Consider the following 22,785-nt stretch of genomic DNA (forward strand, 5'->3'; position numbering starts at 1 on the left):
AGCACGAGAGACCTATCGCATAATATGCGATAGGTTTTTTGTTGTATTTGCATGCAGAAAAAGAGCGTTAATCATATAAATGAATCCGGCTATGTATAAACAGCATGCAAGCGTACCAAGCTAATGGAAAATCAATTTTACCGAGCACTTGACCTTTTGCTGAAATTGCATATAATAAAATCAAGGTCAAAGAAAGTCAAAGTCAGTTGTCCGAATATTCGGTGTATATTCTGATTTGATCGCAAGACCTCATTAATACCTATGTTTCAACTTTAGTTTTATTGGTTATTTCTCAGGGAGGTTGGTGGTTTGCGTAACATTTCCGATCTCATCGAACAGTACTTAAAGCTTATGCTTCAAGAAAGTCCAGAGGGCGCAGTAGAAATTCAACGCAATGACCTGGCTGACAAATTTTCTTGTGTACCGTCGCAAATCAACTATGTAATTAGTACTCGATTTACCATGGAGAAAGGATACATGGTTGAAAGTAAGCGCGGCGGCGGAGGCTATATCCGAATACAACGGATTGAGCTTCCTGCATTAAAGGCGATTCAATTCCATATCGAAGAAACGGTTGGAGAATGTGTCGATCAAGGTGCAGCGGAAGGGCTTATTTATCAGCTTGAGGAAGCAAGACTTATCACTAAGCGCGAGGGAAATCTGCTCCGTGCGGCTGTGCATCGCGATACCATTGCACTGAAGCTGCCGCTAAGGGATGAAATTCGGGCAAGGTTGTTAAGGTCCATGCTTATCTCATTGCTGGTTAAGTAATGACAAACCGTTAATACCGGGAGGAGGGATCAGGCTTGTTTTGCCAAGATTGCGGTAAAAAACCGGCTACGCTTCATTTCACAAAAATCATTAATGGCGAGAAGACCGAATTTCATATTTGTGAAAGCTGTGCTCGTGAGAAAGGCGAAGGCATTCCAGGCGCGCCAAATAGCTTTTCTATTCATAGCTTACTATCGGGGCTTCTTGATTTCGAACAGCTTGGCGGGTCGACGATTACCGGCATTAAGCAGCCAGCGCTGCGCTGCGAGGAATGTGGACTGACCTATACACAGTTTAGCAAAATCGGTCGATTCGGCTGCAGCTCTTGTTATCAGTCGTTCGAAGGTAAGCTTGATCCACTTCTCAAACGTATTCACAGCAGCACCGTACACAGCGGTAAAATCCCTAAGCGCTCAGGCGGGCAAATCCAGTGCAAGCGCGAGATTGAACAGCTGAGGCGGGATCTGCAGGAGAAGATTGATCAAGAGGAATTTGAAAGCGCGGCTGAGCTGCGTGATCGAATACGTGAATTAGAGCGCAAAATGGCAGACCTGTAGGCTAGCATAGAAGGAGTGAAGGAACCTCTTGACTAAGCATCGATTCTCACAGCATGCGCTCAGCGAATGGATGAAGGACGCAGGTCCTGAATCTGAAATTGTCATTAGCAGCAGAGTGCGAGTAGCCCGAAATTTACGTCATCAGCCTTTTCCATTACTTGCAACAAATCAGCAATCTAAGGATGTCATGGATCAGCTGACTGAAGTTAGCCAGAGCGGCAAGCTGCAGTCAATTGGATCATTTGAGACCATTGTTTTGTCAGATTTAAGCGAGCTTGATAAAAGGGTGCTTGTTGAAAAGCATTTAATCAGTCCCAATTTAGCGAACGAATCGCGATGCGGGGCCGTTATTTTAAGCGATAATGAATCTGTTAGCATAATGATTAACGAAGAAGATCATTTGCGCATTCAATGTCTGTATCCAGGTTTCCAAATCCAGGAGGCATGGGCATTGGCCAGCGGAATTGACGATATTTTTGAAGAGTCGGCTGATTATGCATTTGATGAGAAACGCGGTTATTTGACGACATGTCCAACGAATGTGGGCACAGGCATAAGGGCATCCGTCATGATGCATTTGCCAGCACTCGTTTTAACATCTCAAATCAATCGGATATTGTCAGCTGTTACACAGGTAGGCTTGGCGGTAAGAGGCTTGTACGGCGAAGGCAGTGAAGCGCTTGGGAATTTATTTCAGGTGTCTAACCAAATTACGCTGGGGCAATCCGAGAATGAAATTATTGAAAATCTTTACGGTGTTGCAAGACAAATCATCGAGCATGAGAAAGCAGCACGCAAACGTCTTATGCATGAGTCGCGGCTGAGGACAGAGGATCGCGTGAAGCGCTCATATGGTATTTTAGCATATGCTTCAATTATGGATTCCAAGGAAGCTGCGCAGCGGTTGTCAGATGTGCGGCTTGGTGCAGACCTAGGCATTTTATCAGATGTAACGCCACAAGTGTTGAATGAACTTTTGGTCATGACTCAGCCTGGATTTTTGCAACAAACCTTCGACGAGAAGATGAGTCCAGAGCAGAGAGATTTCAGGAGAGCAGAACTCATACGCAAGCAATTGCGTGGTGAAAAAGGCCATGGGGGTGCGTAAATATGATGTTTGGAAGATTCACGGAGCGAGCACAGAAGGTGCTTGCATTGGCGCAAGAAGAAGCGGTTCGTCTCGGACATAACAATATTGGTACGGAGCATATTTTGCTAGGCCTTATTCGCGAAGGGGAAGGAATAGCTGCTAAAGCATTGATTGGACTAGGACTTGGGCTTGAGAAGATTCAAGATGAAGTTGAGGCGTTGATCGGTCGCGGTCAAGAGCAGCCTAACAACATTGCCTATACGCCACGCGCGAAAAAAGTAATTGAGCTTTCGATGGATGAAGCAAGAAAGCTTGGACATACGTACGTTGGCACAGAGCATATTTTGCTTGGTCTCATCCGTGAAGGAGAAGGCGTTGCGGCACGTGTGCTCAACAATCTTGGCATTAGCCTAAATAAGGCTCGTCAACAAGTCCTTCAGCTTCTTGGCAGCAGTGAAGCAGTCTCAAGCAATCACGGTTCGCCAGCGAATGTTAGCACGCCTACGCTCGATGGACTTGCAAGAGATTTAACTGCTTATGCGAAGGAAGGAAATCTGGATCCTGTGATCGGCCGGAGCAAAGAAATTGAGCGTGTAATTCAAGTGCTTAGCCGCCGTACGAAGAACAATCCAGTACTAATCGGGGAACCGGGCGTTGGTAAAACAGCGATTGCCGAAGGTCTCGCGCAGAAGATTATCGAGAATGAAATTCCCGAAACTTTGCGTGATAAGCGTGTCATGACGCTGGATATGGGCTCCGTAGTTGCAGGTACAAAGTACCGTGGTGAGTTTGAAGATCGACTGAAGAAAATTATGGATGAGATCCGCCAAGCGGGCAATATTATTCTATTCATCGATGAGCTTCATACGTTGATTGGTGCAGGCGGAGCAGAGGGAGCAATCGATGCTTCTAATATTTTGAAACCTGCGCTAGCACGCGGTGAACTGCAATGTATCGGTGCAACTACCCTTGATGAATACCGTAAATATATTGAAAAAGATGCAGCGCTTGAGCGTCGTTTCCAACCTATAACGGTAGACCAGCCATCTCCAGAAGAAGCGATTCAAATTTTGTACGGCTTACGCGATCGTTATGAAGCTCATCACCGTGTGAAAATTACGGATGAAGCTATCGTGCAAGCAGTTAAATTATCGGATCGTTACATTCCGGATCGGTTCTTGCCAGATAAAGCGATTGACCTTATCGATGAAGCCGGTTCAAAGGTGCGCTTGCATTCTTACACTGTACCGCCAAACTTGAAGCAGCTTGAAAACCGTTTGGAAGATATCCGCAAGGAGAAGGATGCAGCGGTTCAAAGCCAAGAATTCGAGAAAGCGGCAGCACTTCGCGATACGGAGCAAAAAATTCGCGAAGAGCTTGATATTACCAAAAACCAGTGGAAAGAAAAACAAGGCCGTACTGATTCTGAAGTGACACCAGAGGATATTGCTCAGGTTGTAGCTAGCTGGACGGGTATTCCTGTTAGCAAGCTGGCTGAAGAAGAGACGGAACGACTTCTGAAAATGGAAGATATTCTTCATGATCGTATCATTGGTCAAGATGATGCCGTGAAGTCAGTATCCAGAGCGATTCGTCGTGCGCGTGCCGGCTTGAAAGATCCGAAGCGTCCAATCGGCTCATTCATTTTCTTAGGTCCAACGGGTGTAGGTAAAACGGAGCTCGCCAGAGCACTTGCAGAAGCGATGTTCGGAGATGAAAATGCGGTTATCCGTATCGACATGTCGGAATATATGGAGAAACATTCGACATCCCGTCTAGTCGGAGCGCCTCCTGGTTATGTAGGTTATGAAGAAGGCGGACAGCTAACCGAGAAAGTTCGCCGCAAGCCATATTCCGTTGTTTTGTTAGATGAAATTGAGAAAGCTCACCCTGAAGTATTTAACATATTGCTTCAGGTGCTGGAGGATGGTCGCTTGACTGATTCCAAAGGCCGCGTTGTCGATTTCCGCAACACACTGATTATTATGACTTCTAACGTTGGAGCGGATCAAATCAAGCGTAATTCCTCGCTCGGTTTCACAGCCGTACAGGATGCAGGACGCGACTTCCAGCAAATGAAGGATAAAGTGCTTGGCGAGCTTAAGAAAAGCTTCCGTCCGGAGTTCTTGAACCGTATTGATGAAAGCATCGTGTTCCATTCGCTTGGCGAGGAGCATATTGCTCAAATCGTTACACTCATGTCGGATGAGCTACGCAAGCGTCTGCGTGAGCAGGAAGTTGACTTCATCTTGACGGATGCAGCAAAAAGCTTCCTTGCGAAGGAAGGCTACGATCCACAATATGGAGCTCGTCCGCTTCGCCGGGCAATCCAAAAACATATCGAAGACCGTTTGTCCGAAGATTTGTTGATGGGTAAAATCCAAAAAGGCGATACGTTCACAATCGATGAGAAGGATGGCGGTCTAACCGTTACCAAATCGATTTCCGAACAAGAGCCAGAAGAATCCACGACAAAATAAGCATGATATTAAACTGTCCCGCAATCAGAATAGCTGCTTGCGGGACAGTTTTTATTAATACAATAAATTGACAATGATAATCATTATCGTATAATAAGGCTATAGCGATACATAGAATGGAGGAACAACGATGATTGTTGTCACCAATACGATAAAAGTAAAAAAAGGCCACGGGGAGACGGTGGCGAGTAGATTTCAAAACTCCAAAGGCATAGATTTATCGCCTGGTTTTGTGCGCATGGAAGTGTTGTTAACGGAAGGCTTAGAAGAATATGATGAGCTTAAAGTAAGCACGACTTGGGAAACCAAAGCTTCCTTTGAGGGTTGGGTGAACAGTGATTCTTTTCGGCAAGCGCACGCTCATAGAGGCGGGGGACAACAGGGCGAGGCAGGCCAGCAAACGGAAAGCGTGATGCTCGGCTCACAATTGACAACGCATCGCGTGTTAGTTGCTCGGCAAGCTGGAATTGAGATTAAGCAGCATTAATTCTATTTATTTATCATTTGGAGCTCTAATAAATATGCTGCGTTGTGAGTAATATTTCGCTCTCTTATCCACTGTGGATAACGAGGGCGTTTTTTATGTTGTATTTATAGAAAAAGGCTTTGGGGATATGTTGATGAGTTGTGGATAATGTTGATAACTTGTTCGTAATTCTGTGGATAACAATGAAAAGACGTGAAATGGATAAGCTTAGCTGTGGGAAACGAATAATAAGTAGGTTATCTCCTTTTTTTCATTAACAATGTGGGTTTATACATGGAGGATAAAATGGTAAACTTTATGTAGTGTGATTTTAAGCACAATCGCTAGGGCTGGCATCATTCATTTACGCTGGTTCATAACGTTTAAGGAGTACAGAATGGCCAAAATTAAATCAAAATTTGTTTGTACGGAATGTGGAACAGAATCGCCAAAATGGCTGGGGAAATGCCCCGGTTGCCACGCTTGGAATTCGATGGTGGAAGAGAAAGAAACCGTTGTGAAAACGAAGGGCGTCGGATTGTCGTCGTTTCATGCGAAAGAAAAGCCGCAGTCCATCATACATATAGAAAGTGGGCAAGAGCCTCGTATAGAAACAAGGATGCTTGAGCTTAATCGAGTGCTCGGCGGAGGTGTTGTTCCAGGCTCGCTAATTCTTGTCGGCGGAGATCCCGGAATCGGAAAATCAACGCTGTTGCTGCAAACGTCTCATGCGCTCGCGGTGAAAGGATTGAAAGTGCTCTATATTTCTGGGGAGGAGTCCGTGCGGCAAACAAGGCTAAGGGCAGATCGACTTGGTGCGCTGACGGAATCGCTTTATGTACTATGCGAAACCAATATGGAGCAAATTAACGATGCCATAGAATCAGTCCAGCCGGATTTTCTCGTTATTGACTCCATTCAAACCGTCTACGATCCAAATGTTCAATCGGCTCCCGGGAGTGTATCGCAGGTACGAGAATGCACGGCCCACTTTATGCGAGTGGCCAAGATTAAAGGAATTGCGACGGTGCTCGTCGGCCATGTTACGAAGGAAGGCGCGATTGCGGGGCCAAGGCTTCTAGAGCATATGGTGGATTGTGTTCTTTATTTTGAAGGAGAGCGCCATCATACGTACAGAATTTTAAGGGCAGTCAAAAACCGCTTTGGCTCGACGAACGAGATTGGCATTTTCGAGATGGGTGAGGATGGACTGCGAGAGGTTTCGAATCCTTCTGAGCTGTTTTTATCTGAGCGTCCGCTTGGTGTATCAGGGTCAACCGTAGTTGCAAGCATGGAAGGCACAAGGCCTGTGCTTGTTGAGCTTCAGGCGCTTGTGGCCACAACTAATTTTCCATCTCCGCGCAGAATGTCAACGGGTATCGACCATAACCGAATGGCGCTCATTATCGCAGTGTTGGAGAAGCGGAACGGCATGTTTCTACAAACACAGGATGCTTACTTGAACGTAGCTGGCGGAGTTAAGCTTGATGAGCCGGCAGTCGATCTAGCAGCGGCGGTCAGCATAGCCTCCAGTTTTCGCGATGCGCCAACGAAGCCGTATGACGTTATATTTGGTGAGGTAGGATTGACGGGAGAAGTGCGTGCGGTATCGCGTGCTGAGCAAAGGGTGAAGGAAGCAGAGAAACTAGGCTTTAAACGTGTCATAATGCCAGAAAAAAGTTTAAAAGGGTGGAAACCACCCGCAGGCATAGAAATTATTGGCGTATCTACAGTGTCGGAAGCACTTAAGGCAGCGCTTGGATAGGGGGGCAGATGATGAAGGAACCTACACAGCTTGAAATTATGAATCAATTATTGCAATTAGTCGCACCAGGCACCCCTTTTCGGGATGGGCTTGAAAATGTGCTTCGAGCGAAAACGGGGGCGTTGCTGGTTGTTGGCTACAGCCCGGAAGTAATGGAAGTCGTAGACGGAGGTTTCTCCATTAATTGCGATTTCTCGCCTAACTATTTGTATGAGCTTGCAAAAATGGACGGAGCTATTATTTTGAGCGAGGATATGCGCCGAATTTTGTATGCGAATACGCAGCTTATACCGAATAGCTCCATTCCGTCGATCGAAACGGGAATTCGGCACCGTACAGCTGAGCGGGTTGCAAAGCAGACAGGCAAGCTTGTTGTATCCATCTCGCAGCGCCGTAATATTATTACTTTGTATCAAGGCAATCTGCGTTATTCGCTGAAGGACATGGGTGTTATTTTGACGAAGGCCAATCAAGCGATTCAAACGCTCGAGAAATATAAAGCGGTGCTTAGCCAATCCTTTACGAATCTTTCAGCGCTTGAATTCGAAGAGCTCGTTACTCTGCAGGAAGTAGCGCATGTCATTCAACGTGTTGAAATGGTGCTGCGCATCAAGATGGAGATCAAGCGTTATGTAAATGAGCTTGGAACGGAAGGACGGCTCATCAGCATGCAAATGGATGAGCTCGTTGGCGGAGTTGAAGAGGATGCTTGGTACTTACTTAAGGATTATGCCAAAGAAAATTCGGATGAGAAAATACGAGAAATTCGGGCAGGCCTGAAGAAGCTGAGCTCTGATGAGCTACTGGATGCGCCGCCAATCATCCGTTTGATCGGTTATCCACATACGAGCAACATGAACGATGAATCCGTGTCACCGCGTGGTTATCGACTGCTGAATAAAATTCCAAGATTGCCGCTCATTATTATGAACAATCTGATTGAAAACTTCGGTCGATTGCCTCATATTCTGATGGCGACAATTGAAGAATTGGATGAGGTTGAAGGTATTGGCGAGGTGCGGGCACGTGCGATTAAGGAAGGTCTAAAGCGGATACAAGAGCAGATGTTCATTGACAGGCAAATTTAAATCCCATACAATGGATTGAATGTGGTCCTGTAACGTGGAGATACATTCGTTAAGGGTTTTGGGGCATAGTAGAGAAGAGGTGGAAAAGATGATCACAAAATCGATACCGAGCCTTCTCACGGTGGGGAACTTATTCCTAGGAGTAATCGCCATCATTCTTGTATTCAATGAAAAACCAGATACTGCGGCTATGATGGTGTTAATCGCCATGCTGCTTGATGGTGTTGACGGACGCGTTGCTCGGGCGCTGAACGTTCAAAGTGAATTCGGTAAGGAGCTGGACTCATTATCCGATGTGATTTCGTTTGGCGTAGCTCCAGCATTTATTATGTATGTAGTTGCTTTTCAAGATCTTAATCCAGCCTTGGCTTGGATTGTAACGGCATTGTTCCCGATTTGCGGGGCACTGCGGCTTGCTCGTTTCAATGTAATATCAAGTGCGCCAGGTTATTTTATCGGTCTTCCGATACCGGCGGCTGGTGGAGTGTTAGCGACATTAGCTTTATTTCAAAATGACATTTATGTATCCGTGTTGCTTGCAAGCACAGTAGTGCTTTCCATTCTTATGGTTAGTACGATTAAATATCCGAATTTCAAAAAGGTCGGTATTCCTAAGAGCGCAGTATGGGTTGTCCCTATTGTTATTGTTGTATCTGTCGTATTAGGTCTATTGTTCAAAAATGACTTATCCAAAATTTTGTTTGTACCGCTGCTTCTATATGCGCTGTACGGCCTAAAAAAAAACGTTGATCGCCGTTTGCCCAAGCGAAACCGCAAGCGGAAGAAACGTGATGAAAACGCAGAAGACCCTGTTCAAACGGAAAAGCCGGCTTGATAAAAGCAGAAATATTGAATGTGAAATAGCGTTTCAAGCACAGATCTTTGTGCTTGGGCGCTATTTTTTTCGTTCTTACAGTCCCTTTTAGCAATCTGTTATGGGATAATTTTGAAACTAATCATCTTCCAAATTCGTATTTAATAGGCGGTCAAAAACGAATTCGAATGGAGAAGATGCTGGTTTGAAACGACTATTTAGTATTAGAAAGCCTTCTTTATGGACCAAAACGATTGTTACTGCTGCTTTATCAGTCAGCCTGCTGGCTCCAGCCGTCTATGCGGCTCCCGTGGAACCGAGTGCTGCGCCTGCTCCAAAAGCGTTAAATGCTGAAAATGCGACAACTTTTTTAAACGATTTTTTTGCAACGGAACAAATCAAATCGCAATATGTAGGAGCTTCTGTCGTTATTGTGAAGGATGGGAAAACGGTAGTGCAGCGAGGATATGGCTTTGCAGACCTGGAAACAAAAAAGCCGATTGACCCTGCTTCAAGCGTGTTTCGCATCGCGTCAGTGTCCAAGACCTTTACGGCAGCCGCGGTTATGCAGCTTGTAGAGCAGGGGAAGATTTCTCTTCAAGACGATTTCACCAAGTATGTGAAGGATTTGAAGTTCGACAACCCGTTCGGCAAGCCGGTTACGATTGAGCATTTACTTACGCATACGACGGGTTTTGAAATACGTGATCCGCAGCCAGAGGATATACATACTGACTTCGGGAAAGTAGTTGAAATTGAAGACTATGTTCGGGGGCATATGCCTTCTGTTGTTCGGGAGCCGGGCAGCGCCTACATGTACGATAACTTTGCGTCGATGCTGCTTGGATTGATCGTACAAAAAGTCAGCGGTTTACCGTTTAACGATTATATGGAACAGAATATATTCAAACCGCTGAAAATGGATTCAAGCCGGTTTTTACTTGATAAAAAACTTACAGAAAATCTAGTTTCGGAGTACGACGCTGCAAACGGCAAACATGAACGATACGCAGTTACTCCTACTGTAATGCCGCAAGGGGGAATGTTCTCTACTGCTGAGGACATAAGCAAGTTTATGATTACTTTCCTGAATGGCGGTTCATCAGAATCCGGCAGCATTCTTAAGCAAGCAACCGTTGATCAGATGGAAACGTATCGCTCTTCGATTCATTCATTGCTGCCGAACACTACTTATGGATTTGAGGCACCTATTCAGCTTCCTGGGGCGGGAAGCAGTTCTTCCGTGATTGCCAAGTTTGGAGACATTGTGGGCACAAGCTCGCTTATGTTCCTTATTCCGGATCAAAAGATGGGAGTATTCATTACTTACAACAAAATAGGCCCTCTCCGTGATTTCTTCTATCAGGCGTTTATTAATTCGTTTTTCCCGGCATATGCTGAACCTGCCAAGTTCGACGCATTCACGCCGAGCACGACTGATTCATTAAATAAATTCATGGGCATTTATACTGACCTTCGTCTTGGACAACTAAATACATCAATAGAAGCAGACGGCAAAGGAAGCTTGATGATTTCAGATGCTTTCCTTGGACCGCGTGCGCTTAAACAAGTAGATAAAAATCTGTTTGTAGATAGTCTTACGGGTAAATTCACGGCATTTTCGTTAGGGTCAGGCGATGAAGTGCTTTACTTTAAGGAGCCGTATCTGAATCCGCTCGGCTATGGGATGAAACATAAAGCGCCAACCTTGTTTGCTGATATTGCGAAAGACCACCCTTATGAGAAGGCAATCTATACGCTGAAAACATTAGGGCACTACTCCGATATTGAGGATGAAAAATTTAATGCTGAGCAATCAGTTACTCGGGGACAATTTGTTAAGCATCTTATGGAGATTAGCGGATTAAAAGGAAGCAGTACGGAAGAACTCGTATTTACGGATTTGGAAGGCCATTCGGCCGCTGCTTTTGTTCAGCAAGCGTATGAGCTGGGGCTGGTCAAAGGTACAACAACGAATCTGTTTGAACCGGATCGCAACATTACTCGCCAAGAAGCCGCTGTTATGATGTGGCGCGTCTTCTCTCAGCAGTATCCAGCAGAATTGTTCGAGTCGGTTAAGCTCTCCGGTGAGACTGATAAATGGGCGTTGCCAGCTGTTAAGATGATCGTTAAGCTCGGCATTTTTGGACCAGAGGTTCAAGAGCCAGAGAAAGGTGTTTTCAATTACGCTTCTAAGAAAGTTCTGAACCGCCAAGAGGAAGCTGCTATTTTATATTCTCTTCTTACACGCCCGTTAGATGTTATTGTTTCTGGATTCATGCAACAGAAGTAGCACTATTAACGCTAAAAAAGAGGCCTCCCAATATGGGAGGCCTCTTGTGTTACTCGTTGCTCGGGAGGAAGAGTCTGCTATAGTCTCTTTCCTTCGCGATTCATATGTTGCATATTTACGTTAAGTTAAACAGGCCTAAAGTTGAGCATTTGTCGTATTCATCAGCAATAACTTCATCCAGTTGAATGTCCAGCAAATTACATAAAGCAGTCATATAAAACAAGTTGCGGCCAAGATCGGCCTTGAGCGCATCGCGGCAATGCTCGCATACGGCTCCAGTGAGATGACTTTGCAGCGTCGTTTTCGCATTTTCAAGATTTAGTTCGTCCGAGTATTGTTGTTTGCGGGCATTTAGTTCAATACATCCACAGTCTGTGACTGCTTTAGTGACTGCACGATTTACCGAAGCGCCTGACTGTCCAAATTTGGACATAACATCTAGCAAGCTGCGGTGCCGAAGCAACAATTCGGATACTTGCTGCTGAAATTGATCCAGTGTAGGAGCGCTCATCGGTTCCACCTCTTTCACCAACCTCTTATGTTTTCTTCCTAATATCCATTATAAGCCTCCTATCCCCCTTTTACAAAATGTGAATTATTAAAAATTATAAATGTTTTCAATTAATCCGTGCCCCCACGGTTAGCGATCCAATTATTGGAACATAATTATAGTGGAGGTGAACCATAATGGTTAGACGAATAATTCAAATATTGGGTATGTTGTTCGGTGGTATGGCAGGCGGTGAAGTATACGGATGGATAAATGGAGCGGCCGTATGGTCTGGCTCATCCTTCGGAATGCTACAGCGATCCGGCACTTATTACATGAATGTAGCAATTGGCGCGGTTTTTGGTGTAGTTGTAGCAACGATGGTTGCAGGGCAAGTCATTCGCTATATGCAGAAGGGTGCGGAGCAAACCGCAGCGCTTCCTATGCAGCAGCTGATTGCTGGAGCTGGCGGTCTTCTAGCAGGTTTATTGCTTACTGTTCTGATCTATCCCGCAGTATCGGGTCTAGATGGTATAGGAAGTCTCCTTCCTGCTGCTATGATGTTATGCTTCGGTTATTTGGGCATGCGAATTGGTCTGCATAAGCAGGAGGAGCTGGCAGAAGGTTTTGCAGCTCTGCTGGAGAAACGGAGAGTCGCGCCTGTAGATGAGGCGGGTGGTTACGAGGAGCATAAGATACTCGATACCAGCGTTATTATTGACGGCCGTATTGCAGACATCTGTAAAACTGGATTTATTGAAGGCACGTTAGTCATTCCTGAGTTTGTGCTTGAGGAGCTGCAGCATATTGCTGATTCATCTGATTTATTGAAGCGCAATAGAGGACGCCGCGGGCTTGATATTTTGAACAAGATTCAGAAAGAGCTGGACGTAAAGGTTCTTATTTATGAAGGAGATTTTGAAGAAATCGGAGAAGTAGACAGCAAGCTGGTCAAGCTGGCTAAGGCGCTTCATGGTAAAGTTGTTACCAACGACTTCAACTTAAACAAAGTATGTGAGCTTCAAGGCGTGTCGGTGCTCAATATTAATGATTTGGCTAATGCTGTGAAGCCGGTTGTTCTACCTGGAGAAGAAATCATCGTACAAGTGATAAAAGACGGCAAAGAGCATGGACAAGGTGTCGCATATTTGGATGATGGCACGATGATCGTCGTTGAGGGCGGACGTGAATATATCGGGACAACAATGGAAGTGCTTGTAACGAGCGTGCTTCAAACCTCTGCGGGCCGAATGATATTTGCAAAGCCGAAGCTGTTGGAAAAAGCGCAGTAACAAGGTATGATAGTACTATTGTTATAGCGCAAACGGCTAACGTCGACAAAAGACGGCACAAGCTCGTTTCGCAGAGAAACGTAAGTTTATTTATAAGAAGCTAGGTTTATAAATACTTATGTTTTAACTCAGTGTGAGGCGGGTCGAGGCATGGGAGCAGATTGGGGAGTTATCATCGTAGCGGCCGGACGAGGCACGCGGATGGGAACGAAAGAAAGCAAGCAGTATTTGAAGCTGGCGGACAAGCCTATTCTTGTGCATACGCTAGAGCTGTTTCAATCGATGGATTTGGTAAATGAAGTGGTTCTGGTCGTAGGCAGCGAGGACGTGGAGCGTTGCCGCAATTGGGCTTCCCTATATGGCATAACGAAGGTAACCGCTATAGTTGCCGGGGGGAAAGAACGACAGCACTCGGTATACTTAGGTCTGCAGGAGCTAAAGAACGACTGGGTGATGGTGCATGACGGTGTACGTCCGCTGGTATCGGCGAATGCCGTCCGTGCTTGCTGTTCGCAGGCTGAGCAGAGCGGTGCATCTGTGCTGGCTGTTCCAGTAAAGGATACGATTAAACAAGTCAATGAAGCGGGAGTTATCGTTTCGACTCCGGACCGCCGAAGCTTGTGGGCGATACAAACGCCGCAAGCTTTTCGACGTGTTCTACTGCAGGAGGCGCATGAGCGTGCACTTGCAGAAGAGTTCATTGGAACAGATGACGCAATGGTTGTAGAACGCATGGGTTCAAGCGTTACTGTTGCAGAAGGCGAATATGCAAATATTAAAATTACGACGCCTGAAGATTTGCCGTGGGCGGAATTTTTGCTTGCGAAGCGTCATGCCGATAGGGCAGAGGGGAATGGTGAGCAAGGATGATTCGAGTTGGAAATGGATTTGATGTGCATCAATTGGTAGAAGGACGTCCATGCATTATTGGGGGAGTAACGATTCCATATGAGAAGGGGCTTCTAGGCCATTCCGATGCGGATGTTCTGTTGCATGCCATAACGGATGCAGTACTGGGTGCGCTTGGACTTGGCGATATCGGCAAACACTTTCCGGATACAGATGCTGCTTTTAAAGATGCCGACAGCTTAAAGCTGCTGGAGGAAGTATGGAAGCTTGTGCGTGAGCGCGGATATAAGCTTGGGAACATTGATTCCACGATTATTGCTCAAAAGCCAAAAATGCTGCCATATATTCCGCAAATGGCTGAAATTATAGCGAAGGCGCTTGAGGCTGATGTAACACAGGTGAATGTGAAAGCAACGACAACCGAGCAGCTTGGGTTCACAGGACGCGGTGAAGGAATTGCAGCGCAATCCGTTGTCTGTCTAATAAAGGATGTGCTATGATCGGGAGTATTCATTAATCAGCATATGCTTGCGAAGCTAGATTTTTTTTCGCAAAACTTTATTGGTATATGCTTACGAAGCCAGTTTATGCTTCGCAAAACTTTATCTGTATATGCTTACGAAGCTAGTTTGTGCTTCGCAAAACTTTATCTGTATATGCTCACGAAGTTAGTTTGTGCTTCGCAAAACTTTTAGGAGGTTATTTATATGACTGCAGAAGTTCGTGTACGTTATGCCCCATCCCCAACGGGTCATTTACATATTGGTAATGCAAGAACGGCCTTATTCAATTATTTGTTCGCGAGAAACCAAGGCGGTAAATTTATTATTCGGATCGAAGATACGGATGTAAAGCGCAATGTTGAGGGCGGAGAAGAGAGCCAGCTTAAGTACTTGAAATGGCTGGGCATGGATTGGGATGAGAGCATCGATATTGGCGGCGGGTACGGACCTTACCGTCAGACTGAGCGTCTTGATATATACAACAAGTACTGGCAAGAACTGCTTGATCGTGGTCTTGCTTATCGCTGCTACTGCTCGGAAGAGGAGCTTGAGAAGGAGCGGGAAGAGCAAACGGAGCGCGGCGAAACGCCTCGTTATTCCGGACGCCATCGCAATCTGACGGAAGAACAGCGCCAAGCTTTCGAAGCGGAAGGACGTGTGCCGAGTATTCGTTTCCGTGTACCGGAGAATCGGACCTATGCTTTTGACGATATCGTAAAAGGCTCAATCAGCTTTGATACAACAGAGATGGGCGATTTTGTCATCGTGAAGAAAGACGGTATCCCAACTTATAACTTCGCTGTAGTACTGGACGATTATTTGATGAAAATCAGTCACGTATTGCGTGGAGAAGACCATATTTCGAATACACCGCGCCAATTGATGATTTATGAAGCTTTTGGCTGGGAAGCTCCAAAATTCGGCCATATGACGCTAATTGTGAATGAGCAGCGCAAAAAACTAAGTAAACGAGATGAGTCCATCATTCAGTTTATTTCGCAGTATGACGATCTCGGTTATTTGCCGGAAGCGATGTTTAACTTTATTACATTGCTTGGATGGTCTCCTGAGGGTGAGCAGGAAATGTTTACTCGCGAAGAATTGGTTAATGTGTTTAATCCTGAACGTCTAAGCAAAAGCCCTGCCGTATTCGATACGCAGAAGCTTAGCTGGATGAACAATGAATATTTGAAAAAAGCGGACTTGAACCGCGTTGTTGATCTTTGCCTGCCACATTTGCAAAATGCGGGTCGTGTCGTTGCTGAAATTGATGCAGAAGGCAGAGCCTGGGTGACTGCGCTAGTAGCGCTGCATCAGGACAAACTACGTTCCGCCTCAGAAATCGTTCCAATGACAGAGCTATTTTTCCGTGATACGGTAGAGGATGAAAGCGAAGCGGTAGAGGTTCTTGCCGAGGAGCAAGTGCCAACTGTTTTGCAGGCCTTCCTGTCAAAAATCGAAGCGGGAGAAACAGCCTTTGAAGTGGATGGCATCAAAGAGATGATCAAAGCTGTACAGAAGGAAACTGGATTTAAAGGCAAGCAGCTGTTCATGCCGATTCGTGCAGCCCTTACTGGACAAACGCATGGTCCTGATTTGAATCAATCGCTTGCTTTGCTAGGCAAAGATAAGGTTACTGATCGTCTGCGCGCGCGTTTGGCAGGATCTTTAGCTTAATTCTTGTAAATGAGAGTATGCATAATGCCCTTGTCACATTTTTGGGTATTCGGTATACTATGACTAATAAATGAATGAATCAAACGGCCATGAACAGGAGAAGTACGTTTGCTTGTGGATTCGCAGAGAGGACAACCGTCATTCGAGTCGGAGTCGCATCACCATGTGACTATGAGGAAACGTAATGGGGCTGCAAGTTGTCTGGTCCGCCGAACGGAAATATGCACCTGGGAGCTTTGTTCCGAGCTGTGTCAGCAGGTAATGCGCAATGATGAGGATGGCGGCGACGCTTAATCGGCAATATTGGCATATATTTGGCTGGACAGGGTAGGCAGCAACGTATCGTCTGCGTTAAAGACCTTAAGGTGAATAAACTTCAGCGAGGATAGCTGTCGATTTATTCAAGCAGAGTGGAACCGCGAGATCACACGCCTCTGCAGCATATTATGCTGCAGAGGCTTTTCTTTTATTAGAAATTTATGAGCGTAGGAAAAAGGAGCATTGTTTATGTTTCGTCATTTTCGATCGGACATACTAGCTGTTTTTGAGAATGATCCGGCTGCTCGCAGTCGCTTCGAGGTTATTTTCACCTATTCAGGTGTGCACGCAATTTGGGCGCATCGCATTGCCCATCCCTTATACCGTAGAGGTTGGTATACTACAGCGCGCTTGATCTCCCAGGTTAGCCGCTTTATGACTGGCATCGAAATTCATCCAGGTGCCCGTATCGGCGAGCGATTGTTTATTGATCATGGCATGGGTGTCGTCATTGGTGAAACCTGTGAGATTGGCGATGATGTCGTTATTTATCAGGGAGTAACTCTTGGCGGAACGGGTAAAGAAAAAGGGAAGCGTCACCCGACAATTGGCAATAATGTAGTTATTGGCTCAGGAGCGAAGGTGCTCGGCTCATTTCAAGTGGGCGAATTTTCTAACATAGGATCAAACGCGGTTGTACTCAGAGAGGTTCCTGCCAATTGTACGGTAGTTGGAAACCCGGGACGCGTGGTCAAAAGAAACGGCGAGCGTGTAGGCGATCGACTTGATCATACGAAGCTGCCCGATCCGGTCATCGAAATGTTCCGTACAATGCAGAAGGAAATAGACGAATTAAAATCCGAGCTCGATAAGCTTCGGAATCCTGTAGCTGGAGGAGAAATACGAAAATGACAGTATCCATTTATAATACAGTATCGCGGCTAAAAGAACCTTTTGTATCGCAAGAGCCAGGTAAGGTGAAAATGTACGTTTGCGGACCAACCGTTTATGACTATATTCATATTGGAAACGCTCGTCCGGTTATTTTCTTTGACGTTGTTCGTCGTTATTTGGAAGACGTAGGTAATGAAGTTCAATATGTGGTTAACTTTACAGATGTCGATGATAAGCTGATTCGTAAAGCAGAACAGCTTGGTACGACAGTCCCTGAAGTAGCGGAGACGTTTATTGCGGCATTTTATGCAGATATCGAATCGCTGGGTGTTCATAAGGCGACACTTAATCCAAGGGTAACGGAGCATATTCCACAAATCGTTGCGTTTATTCAAGGTTTGATAGATAAAGGCTATGCTTATATGAGTGAGGGAGACGTTTATTATCGTACGTCTGCATTCGCGGATTACGGCAAGCTCTCTCATCAGAATATTGAAGAGCTTCAATTCGGTATTCGAGTTGAAATTGGCGACCGCAAAGAGAATCAACAGGATTTTGTATTATGGAAAGGCGCTAAGCCGGGCGAAATCAAATGGGAAAGCCCTTTCGGCGATGGACGCCCAGGCTGGCATATCGAATGCTCGGCTATGGCTCGCGCATACCTTGGGGATACTCTTGATATCCATGGCGGCGGTCATGATTTGCAGTTTCCGCATCATGAATGCGAGGTTGCGCAATCTGAGGCGCTGACAGGCAAACCGCTGGCGAACTATTGGATGCATAACGGCTATATTCATATAAATAATGAGAAAATGTCCAAATCGCTTGGCAATGGCATTTCGGTGCATGAGCTGGTGAAGCGGGTTAAACCTCATGCGATTCGTTATTTTATGCTCTCTACACACTACCGCAGTCCACTCAACTTCAGTGATGACACGGTTGCACAAGCTGAGAACAGCGTAGAACGGATTGCAAACAGTGCAGCGAATTTAAAGCATAGGCTTTCATCGTTTGAAGGCAAGCTAAATGAGGCGGCAGGCAGTGGCAACGCACTTGTCCCTTCTGGCGACGAAGCGCTGGATGCAAGATTAAAAGTGATTCATGAACAATTCCATGCCAAAATGAGCGATGATTTCAACACCCCTGATGCGATTACAACGGTGTTTGATTTGGTAGCTGAGGCTAATCAATATTTGAATCGTGCAGACGCCTCTGCTGAAGCGATTTATGCTTTGCTTACATTGTTTGAGCGTATGGATGCTGTACTTGGCTTGCTGCCGCAGCAACAAGCGGACGCTGAACTGCTGGATGCGGATATCGAACAGCTTATAGTGGAGCGGACCGAAGCTCGCCAGTCCAAAAATTGGGCTAGAGCGGATGAAATTCGTGATTTGCTCATAGAGAAAAACATCGTCCTTGAGGATACACCGCAAGGTATCCGCTGGCGGCGTAAATGAGCGAGCATATCGATACGAACCGCTTGCTCTTTTACCCGCCGTCCAAGTCACCGCAGCTGATGAATCCGGTCGTTCTCGCTTATATGGGCGATGCTGTGTTTGAGCTTCTTGTAAGACAATATTTTATTTCACTGCCGAATCAGAAATCACATCACCTTCACCGTGAGGCAACAAAATTTGTTTCTGCCAAAGGACAAAAGAAAACATTGGATCTCTGGCAGCCGCATTTAACCGAGGAGGAGGCGGACATCGTCCGCCGAGGCCGCAATTCAAAATCGGGAGCGCCTCCCAAAAACGCTGATTTAGCTGATTATCGTCTAGCAACAGCATTGGAGAGCTTGGTTGGATATCTTTATTATGAAGGCCGAATCGAAAGAATACATGAACTATTTGCCATTGCAATTAAGAAGCATGAGAATTAACAAGGCTCATGAAACTATTTGTAAATGAAAAAATAAAGGAGGGTTACCGATGACAGAAGAAACGATTCAAGATCAAGATGAAATGATAGCCGGTAAACATCCTGTGTTGGAAGCACTGCGTTCCGGACGAGAAATTAATAAAATATGGATTGCTGACGGTGCTCAAAAAACGTTGACGCAGCCCATTGTAGCGGAAGCTAAGAAATCCGGTATCATCGTACAGTTTGTCGACAAGCGGAAGCTCGACAGCTTAGCCCCTGGAGTTACACATCAGGGAGTTGTCGCACAGGCAGCGGCCTTCGCTTATGTGGATGTTGAGGACATTCTGGAACGAGCAAAACAACGGGACGAGGTTCCATTTATTTTGCTATTGGATGAAATTGAAGATCCTCATAATTTGGGCTCTATACTGCGGACAGCGGAATGCACAGGCGTACATGGCGTTATCATTCCAAAACGTCGTGCGGCAGGGCTGACGGCTACGGTTCTTAAAACATCTGCGGGTGCCGCTGAGCATGTACCGGTTGCACGCGTTACTAACTTGGCGCAAACGATCGATAGGCTGAAGGAAGCGGGCGTATGGGTAGCGGGAACCGATGTAAGTGCAAAACAGGATGTTTATAAAATGAAATTCGACATGCCGCTGGTTGTCGTTATAGGCAACGAGAGTAAAGGCATGGGAAGACTTATTAAGGAGAAATGTGATTTTCTCGTTAAACTTCCTATGCTTGGTCAGTTGAACTCGCTAAATGCTTCCGTTGCAGCTGGTGTTCTTATGTATGAGGTCGTTCGGCAGCGCCGGAGCATTTAGGTTATGAACCGGCGCGACGATATTTTATTAGTCGACGGTTATAACATAATTGGCGCTTGGCCGGTACTCGAGAAGCTGAAGGAACATGATCTGGAAGAAGCGCGGGATAAATTGCTCGATTTAATGGCGGATTATCAAGGTTTTACAGGAATGAAAGTGTATGTTGTGTTCGATGCGCATCAGGTGCCTGGATTAGGCGCTACTTACAGGCACCACAGGCTGACTATCGTTTACACAAAAGAGAAGGAAACAGCTGATGAATGCATTGAGCGTTTATGCTCGGAGCTGTTCCTCAGACGTAGAAATATATATGTAGCCACTTCGGATTTGGTCGAGCAGCATGTGGCATTCGGCAAAGGTGCGCTTCGTGTATCGGCACGGGAATTGCTAATTGATATAGGCCAGAATCGCAAAAATATCGAGCAGACACTCCGTGAAGAACAGCCGGGAAAACGGAATTCAGTTGACGGCAGAATTAGTTTAGAGGTTCGAAGCCAGCTGGAGAAACTTCGGCGCGGAGAGAAATAAAAGATTGGAAAAGCGATAATCTTCAAATAGATTTAGAATGATTGACTCGGATCATTCCACTAAGTTACAAAATTCCCAGTATATCTGTGGTTGTCGGGGCTCAGATTGGTTGACGGTGTAAGGTTACATAATGTATACTGACTCTATTATTAGCGATAAGAACGTGTTGATTTTGTTCAGTATACATTCTTATCTTTCGACGTGAAACGCTGTTTGAGCTCAGACTTTGAGTTCAATTAGATAGGTTTGCGTGAATAAGAATCTAGCGGTGTACGCCTTGCAGGCCGGAGGGATAGTTCGTGAGTATCGACCTCAAAGAATGGAGTACGCTCGAGTATGACAGCAGTACGGACGAGGATATCGTCGAAGCGGTCCGCAATGGTGATAGCATAGCGTTGGAATATTTGATAAACAAGTATAAGAATTTTGTGAGAGCCAAAGCGCGCTCGTATTTTCTTATCGGTGCGGATCGTGAAGATATCGTGCAGGAGGGTATGATTGGTCTTTATAAGGCAATTCGAGATTTTAAAGGGGACAAGCTAGCAAGCTTCAAAGCCTTTGCTGAATTGTGTATAACCAGGCAAATTATTACCGCCATCAAAACAGCCACGCGTCAGAAACACATTCCGCTAAATTCCTACGTTTCGCTAGATAAGCCCATTTATGATGAAGATTCGGATCGCACACTGCTGGATGTCATTTGTGGTACGCGAGTATCTGATCCAGAAGAATTAATTATTAATCAAGAAGAATTCATTGGCCTTGAAGATAAGATGTCCGAAATATTAAGCGACCTTGAACGCAAGGTGCTTATGCTTTATTTGGATGGAAGGTCCTATCAGGAAATTGCTGTTGATTTGGATAGACATGTGAAATCTATCGACAACGCTCTTCAAAGGGTGAAACGCAAGCTCGAACGTTACTTGGAAGTCAGAGACATTAGCGGCTAGCCGCATTTATACGTAAATCATTTTTACGAGGACTGTCTTCCATCTGGCGGTGTCTAGGTGGAATATACGGTCCTTTTAGTTTTAAACGGACAAAAGTAGACTATACTGGTAGATACGAGACCGATGGCGCTTTTGTTTCCAATCATTCACAGGCTTAACACTTATCTTTTACATTGACATCAAAATTGCTGTATGATAAAGTGTTTAGGTAGGCCTAAAATCGAGGTTTTATTTCGTTTTGGCGTTGGAATCAATGAACTTTCATATAGAGCTTCATGATTCGTATTTTGTAGCAGTTCGGGAGGTGTAATTCAATGCGGGTAATTATCACGTTGGCATGCACAAACTGCAAACAGAGAAACTATGCGAGCAGCAAGAACAAACGCAATCACCCCGACCGCATCGAGTTGAAGAAGTTTTGCAAGTTCTGTAACGAGCAGACTCCTCATCGCGAGACGAGATAGTCAATTGGAGGTGTGAACGTGGCATTTTTGGCTAAACTAAAGCAAAGCTTTGGTACAACGTTTAGTTTTTTTGCCGACAGCTGGGCGGAACTTAAGAAGGTTCGCTGGCCAAGCCGTAAAGAGTTGACAAGCTATTCGATCGTGGTTTTGCTCACGATTACGCTTGTGACTATTTACTTCTGGCTTCTTGACATCGGGATCTCGTCTCTGGTTGAACTCATTGTTTAAGAAGGGTCCAAAGGTGGATTTGTGATGGAAAAAAGATGGTACGTCGTGCATACCTACTCAGGTTATGAGAACAAGGTGAAAGCCAATTTGGAACGCCGTGTTGAATCAATGGGCATGGAAGATAAGATTTTCCGTGTGCTTGTTCCTATGGAAGAAGAAGTGGTAGAGAAGGATGGTAAGAAGAAGACTGTCCAACGTAAGGTCTACCCCGGCTATGTTCTTGTGGAAATGGTTCAAACCGACGATTCATGGTACGTTGTTCGAAATACACCAGGTGTAACTGGATTCGTAGGATCAACAGGTTCCGGTTCAAAACCGATTCCTCTATTGCCAGATGAGGTTGAGCAAATACTCAAACACATGGGCATGGAAGAACCAAAACCGAAAATCGAGTTCGATTTGAAAGAAACGGTTCGCGTCAAAGTGGGTCCTTTCGCAGATTTTGTTGGTACAGTAGAAGAAATTTTGCTGGACAAAGCGAAGTTGAAGGTTCATGTAAACATGTTTGGCAGGGAGACCCCACTAGAGCTGGATTACACTCAAGTGGAAAAGATATAATATCTGGTTTCCGAACCCACTGGGTTAAACTAGTGGTGGTTTGGACGCGAAATAGCAATGCCCCCTTGCGGAGGCGGATG

The 22,785-nt window shown here is 45.5% G+C and carries 24 protein-coding genes; 23 read left to right on the top strand and 1 reads right to left on the bottom strand.

What is annotated here, in order from left to right; genetic code table 11:
- The first annotated feature begins 309 nt into the window (after positions 1 to 309).
- The 9 genes from ACIFSR_RS15250 (at position 310) to ACIFSR_RS15290 (ending at position 11,324) form a co-directional block, all read left to right on the top strand.
- Positions 310 to 771 carry a CtsR family transcriptional regulator gene (locus ACIFSR_RS15250; protein ID WP_339205306.1) on the top strand — a complete coding sequence of 154 codons (462 nt, stop codon included), beginning with the start codon at positions 310 to 312 and terminating at the stop codon, positions 769 to 771.
- Positions 772 to 806: 35 nt separating this feature from the next.
- Entirely contained in the window at positions 807 to 1,328 is a 522-nt protein-coding gene (locus ACIFSR_RS15255; RefSeq protein WP_076271458.1) for a UvrB/UvrC motif-containing protein, read from the top strand.
- Between the two features lie 28 nt (positions 1,329 to 1,356).
- Entirely contained in the window at positions 1,357 to 2,436 is a 1,080-nt protein-coding gene (locus tag ACIFSR_RS15260) for a protein arginine kinase (RefSeq protein ID WP_339205305.1), read from the top strand.
- A gap of 2 nt (positions 2,437 to 2,438) precedes the next feature.
- Positions 2,439 to 4,898 (top strand): ATP-dependent protease ATP-binding subunit ClpC, encoded by a 2,460-nt coding sequence (gene clpC / locus ACIFSR_RS15265; RefSeq protein WP_339205304.1) that lies wholly within the window; start codon positions 2,439 to 2,441, stop codon positions 4,896 to 4,898.
- Positions 4,899 to 5,028: 130 nt separating this feature from the next.
- The gene (locus tag ACIFSR_RS15270) at positions 5,029 to 5,385 is read left to right on the top strand and encodes an antibiotic biosynthesis monooxygenase (RefSeq protein ID WP_430058075.1); all 357 of its coding nucleotides are present in this window, start codon (positions 5,029 to 5,031) and stop codon (positions 5,383 to 5,385) included.
- 376 nt (positions 5,386 to 5,761) lie between these two features.
- Positions 5,762 to 7,129, top strand: a complete 1,368-nt coding sequence (radA, locus tag ACIFSR_RS15275; RefSeq protein WP_076271454.1) for a DNA repair protein RadA — start codon at positions 5,762 to 5,764, stop codon at positions 7,127 to 7,129.
- An 11-nt stretch (positions 7,130 to 7,140) separates the two neighbouring features.
- Positions 7,141 to 8,217 carry a DNA integrity scanning diadenylate cyclase DisA gene (gene disA / locus ACIFSR_RS15280; protein WP_076271453.1) on the top strand — a complete coding sequence of 359 codons (1,077 nt, stop codon included), beginning with the start codon at positions 7,141 to 7,143 and terminating at the stop codon, positions 8,215 to 8,217.
- An 88-nt stretch (positions 8,218 to 8,305) separates the two neighbouring features.
- A complete protein-coding gene (gene pssA, locus ACIFSR_RS15285) occupies positions 8,306 to 9,052 on the top strand; it encodes a CDP-diacylglycerol--serine O-phosphatidyltransferase (protein ID WP_076271452.1) in 747 nt (248 codons plus the stop codon).
- A 184-nt stretch (positions 9,053 to 9,236) separates the two neighbouring features.
- Entirely contained in the window at positions 9,237 to 11,324 is a 2,088-nt protein-coding gene (locus tag ACIFSR_RS15290) for a serine hydrolase (RefSeq protein ID WP_430058077.1), read from the top strand.
- A gap of 115 nt (positions 11,325 to 11,439) precedes the next feature.
- Here ACIFSR_RS15290 and ACIFSR_RS15295 read toward each other — a convergent pair whose 3' ends face one another.
- Positions 11,440 to 11,835 carry a hypothetical protein gene (locus ACIFSR_RS15295; RefSeq protein ID WP_054025352.1) on the bottom strand — a complete coding sequence of 132 codons (396 nt, stop codon included), beginning with the start codon at positions 11,833 to 11,835 and terminating at the stop codon, positions 11,440 to 11,442.
- Between the two features lie 176 nt (positions 11,836 to 12,011).
- On the opposite strand from ACIFSR_RS15295, the gene ACIFSR_RS15300 reads away from it, so the two are divergent.
- The 14 genes from ACIFSR_RS15300 (at position 12,012) to nusG (ending at position 22,705) form a co-directional block, all read left to right on the top strand.
- Positions 12,012 to 13,106 (top strand): PIN/TRAM domain-containing protein, encoded by a 1,095-nt coding sequence (locus ACIFSR_RS15300; protein WP_076271450.1) that lies wholly within the window; start codon positions 12,012 to 12,014, stop codon positions 13,104 to 13,106.
- A 150-nt stretch (positions 13,107 to 13,256) separates the two neighbouring features.
- Positions 13,257 to 13,976: a 2-C-methyl-D-erythritol 4-phosphate cytidylyltransferase gene (gene ispD / locus ACIFSR_RS15305; RefSeq protein ID WP_430058080.1), complete on the top strand. Its 720-nt coding sequence runs from the start codon at positions 13,257 to 13,259 to the stop codon at positions 13,974 to 13,976.
- A complete protein-coding gene (gene ispF / locus ACIFSR_RS15310; protein WP_339205300.1) occupies positions 13,973 to 14,455 on the top strand; it encodes a 2-C-methyl-D-erythritol 2,4-cyclodiphosphate synthase in 483 nt (160 codons plus the stop codon). Before ispD ends, ispF begins: the two co-directional genes overlap by 4 nt.
- Before the next feature lie 207 nt (positions 14,456 to 14,662).
- Positions 14,663 to 16,135 carry a glutamate--tRNA ligase gene (gene gltX, locus ACIFSR_RS15315; RefSeq protein ID WP_430058082.1) on the top strand — a complete coding sequence of 491 codons (1,473 nt, stop codon included), beginning with the start codon at positions 14,663 to 14,665 and terminating at the stop codon, positions 16,133 to 16,135.
- 108 nt (positions 16,136 to 16,243) lie between these two features.
- A complete protein-coding gene (locus tag ACIFSR_RS15320; protein ID WP_430058084.1) occupies positions 16,244 to 16,429 on the top strand; it encodes a hypothetical protein in 186 nt (61 codons plus the stop codon).
- A 213-nt stretch (positions 16,430 to 16,642) separates the two neighbouring features.
- Entirely contained in the window at positions 16,643 to 17,305 is a 663-nt protein-coding gene (gene cysE / locus ACIFSR_RS15325; protein ID WP_076271445.1) for a serine O-acetyltransferase, read from the top strand.
- Positions 17,302 to 18,744 carry a cysteine--tRNA ligase gene (cysS, locus tag ACIFSR_RS15330; RefSeq protein ID WP_430058086.1) on the top strand — a complete coding sequence of 481 codons (1,443 nt, stop codon included), beginning with the start codon at positions 17,302 to 17,304 and terminating at the stop codon, positions 18,742 to 18,744. The genes cysE and cysS overlap by 4 nt, the downstream gene beginning before the upstream one ends.
- Positions 18,741 to 19,166 (top strand): Mini-ribonuclease 3, encoded by a 426-nt coding sequence (locus tag ACIFSR_RS15335; RefSeq protein WP_339205297.1) that lies wholly within the window; start codon positions 18,741 to 18,743, stop codon positions 19,164 to 19,166. Before cysS ends, ACIFSR_RS15335 begins: the two co-directional genes overlap by 4 nt.
- A gap of 49 nt (positions 19,167 to 19,215) precedes the next feature.
- Positions 19,216 to 19,977, top strand: a complete 762-nt coding sequence (rlmB, locus tag ACIFSR_RS15340) for a 23S rRNA (guanosine(2251)-2'-O)-methyltransferase RlmB (protein ID WP_076271442.1) — start codon at positions 19,216 to 19,218, stop codon at positions 19,975 to 19,977.
- Positions 19,978 to 19,980: 3 nt separating this feature from the next.
- Positions 19,981 to 20,505 carry an NYN domain-containing protein gene (locus ACIFSR_RS15345; RefSeq protein ID WP_339205296.1) on the top strand — a complete coding sequence of 175 codons (525 nt, stop codon included), beginning with the start codon at positions 19,981 to 19,983 and terminating at the stop codon, positions 20,503 to 20,505.
- A gap of 299 nt (positions 20,506 to 20,804) precedes the next feature.
- Positions 20,805 to 21,455: an RNA polymerase sporulation sigma factor SigH gene (gene sigH, locus ACIFSR_RS15350; protein ID WP_053373882.1), complete on the top strand. Its 651-nt coding sequence runs from the start codon at positions 20,805 to 20,807 to the stop codon at positions 21,453 to 21,455.
- A 314-nt stretch (positions 21,456 to 21,769) separates the two neighbouring features.
- Positions 21,770 to 21,919, top strand: coding sequence for a 50S ribosomal protein L33 (gene rpmG, locus ACIFSR_RS15355; RefSeq protein ID WP_015847242.1), 150 nt, complete (start codon positions 21,770 to 21,772; stop codon positions 21,917 to 21,919).
- Positions 21,920 to 21,937: 18 nt separating this feature from the next.
- Complete coding sequence (secE, locus tag ACIFSR_RS15360) at positions 21,938 to 22,147, top strand: preprotein translocase subunit SecE (RefSeq protein ID WP_053373883.1); 210 nt, start codon at positions 21,938 to 21,940, stop codon at positions 22,145 to 22,147.
- Positions 22,148 to 22,171: 24 nt separating this feature from the next.
- The gene (nusG, locus tag ACIFSR_RS15365) at positions 22,172 to 22,705 is read left to right on the top strand and encodes a transcription termination/antitermination protein NusG (protein WP_054025341.1); all 534 of its coding nucleotides are present in this window, start codon (positions 22,172 to 22,174) and stop codon (positions 22,703 to 22,705) included.
- Positions 22,706 to 22,785 lie beyond the last annotated feature (80 nt).

The organism is Paenibacillus sp. NRS-1760 (assembly GCF_050467785.1).
Lineage (GTDB): Bacteria > Bacillota > Bacilli > Paenibacillales > Paenibacillaceae > Pristimantibacillus.

Coding starts and splice junctions, on each gene's coding strand:
- clpC (WP_339205304.1), top strand. CDS start 2,439: ATGATGTTTGGAAGATTCACGGAGCGAGCACAGAAGGTGCTTGCATTG.
- ACIFSR_RS15270 (WP_430058075.1), top strand. CDS start 5,029: ATGATTGTTGTCACCAATACGATAAAAGTAAAAAAAGGCCACGGGGAG.
- radA (WP_076271454.1), top strand. CDS start 5,762: ATGGCCAAAATTAAATCAAAATTTGTTTGTACGGAATGTGGAACAGAA.
- disA (WP_076271453.1), top strand. CDS start 7,141: ATGAAGGAACCTACACAGCTTGAAATTATGAATCAATTATTGCAATTA.
- pssA (WP_076271452.1), top strand. CDS start 8,306: ATGATCACAAAATCGATACCGAGCCTTCTCACGGTGGGGAACTTATTC.
- ACIFSR_RS15295 (WP_054025352.1), bottom strand. CDS start 11,835: ATGAGCGCTCCTACACTGGATCAATTTCAGCAGCAAGTATCCGAATTG.
- ACIFSR_RS15300 (WP_076271450.1), top strand. CDS start 12,012: ATGGTTAGACGAATAATTCAAATATTGGGTATGTTGTTCGGTGGTATG.
- ispD (WP_430058080.1), top strand. CDS start 13,257: ATGGGAGCAGATTGGGGAGTTATCATCGTAGCGGCCGGACGAGGCACG.
- ispF (WP_339205300.1), top strand. CDS start 13,973: ATGATTCGAGTTGGAAATGGATTTGATGTGCATCAATTGGTAGAAGGA.
- gltX (WP_430058082.1), top strand. CDS start 14,663: ATGACTGCAGAAGTTCGTGTACGTTATGCCCCATCCCCAACGGGTCAT.
- cysE (WP_076271445.1), top strand. CDS start 16,643: ATGTTTCGTCATTTTCGATCGGACATACTAGCTGTTTTTGAGAATGAT.
- cysS (WP_430058086.1), top strand. CDS start 17,302: ATGACAGTATCCATTTATAATACAGTATCGCGGCTAAAAGAACCTTTT.
- ACIFSR_RS15335 (WP_339205297.1), top strand. CDS start 18,741: ATGAGCGAGCATATCGATACGAACCGCTTGCTCTTTTACCCGCCGTCC.
- rlmB (WP_076271442.1), top strand. CDS start 19,216: ATGACAGAAGAAACGATTCAAGATCAAGATGAAATGATAGCCGGTAAA.
- ACIFSR_RS15345 (WP_339205296.1), top strand. CDS start 19,981: ATGAACCGGCGCGACGATATTTTATTAGTCGACGGTTATAACATAATT.
- rpmG (WP_015847242.1), top strand. CDS start 21,770: ATGCGGGTAATTATCACGTTGGCATGCACAAACTGCAAACAGAGAAAC.
- nusG (WP_054025341.1), top strand. CDS start 22,172: ATGGAAAAAAGATGGTACGTCGTGCATACCTACTCAGGTTATGAGAAC.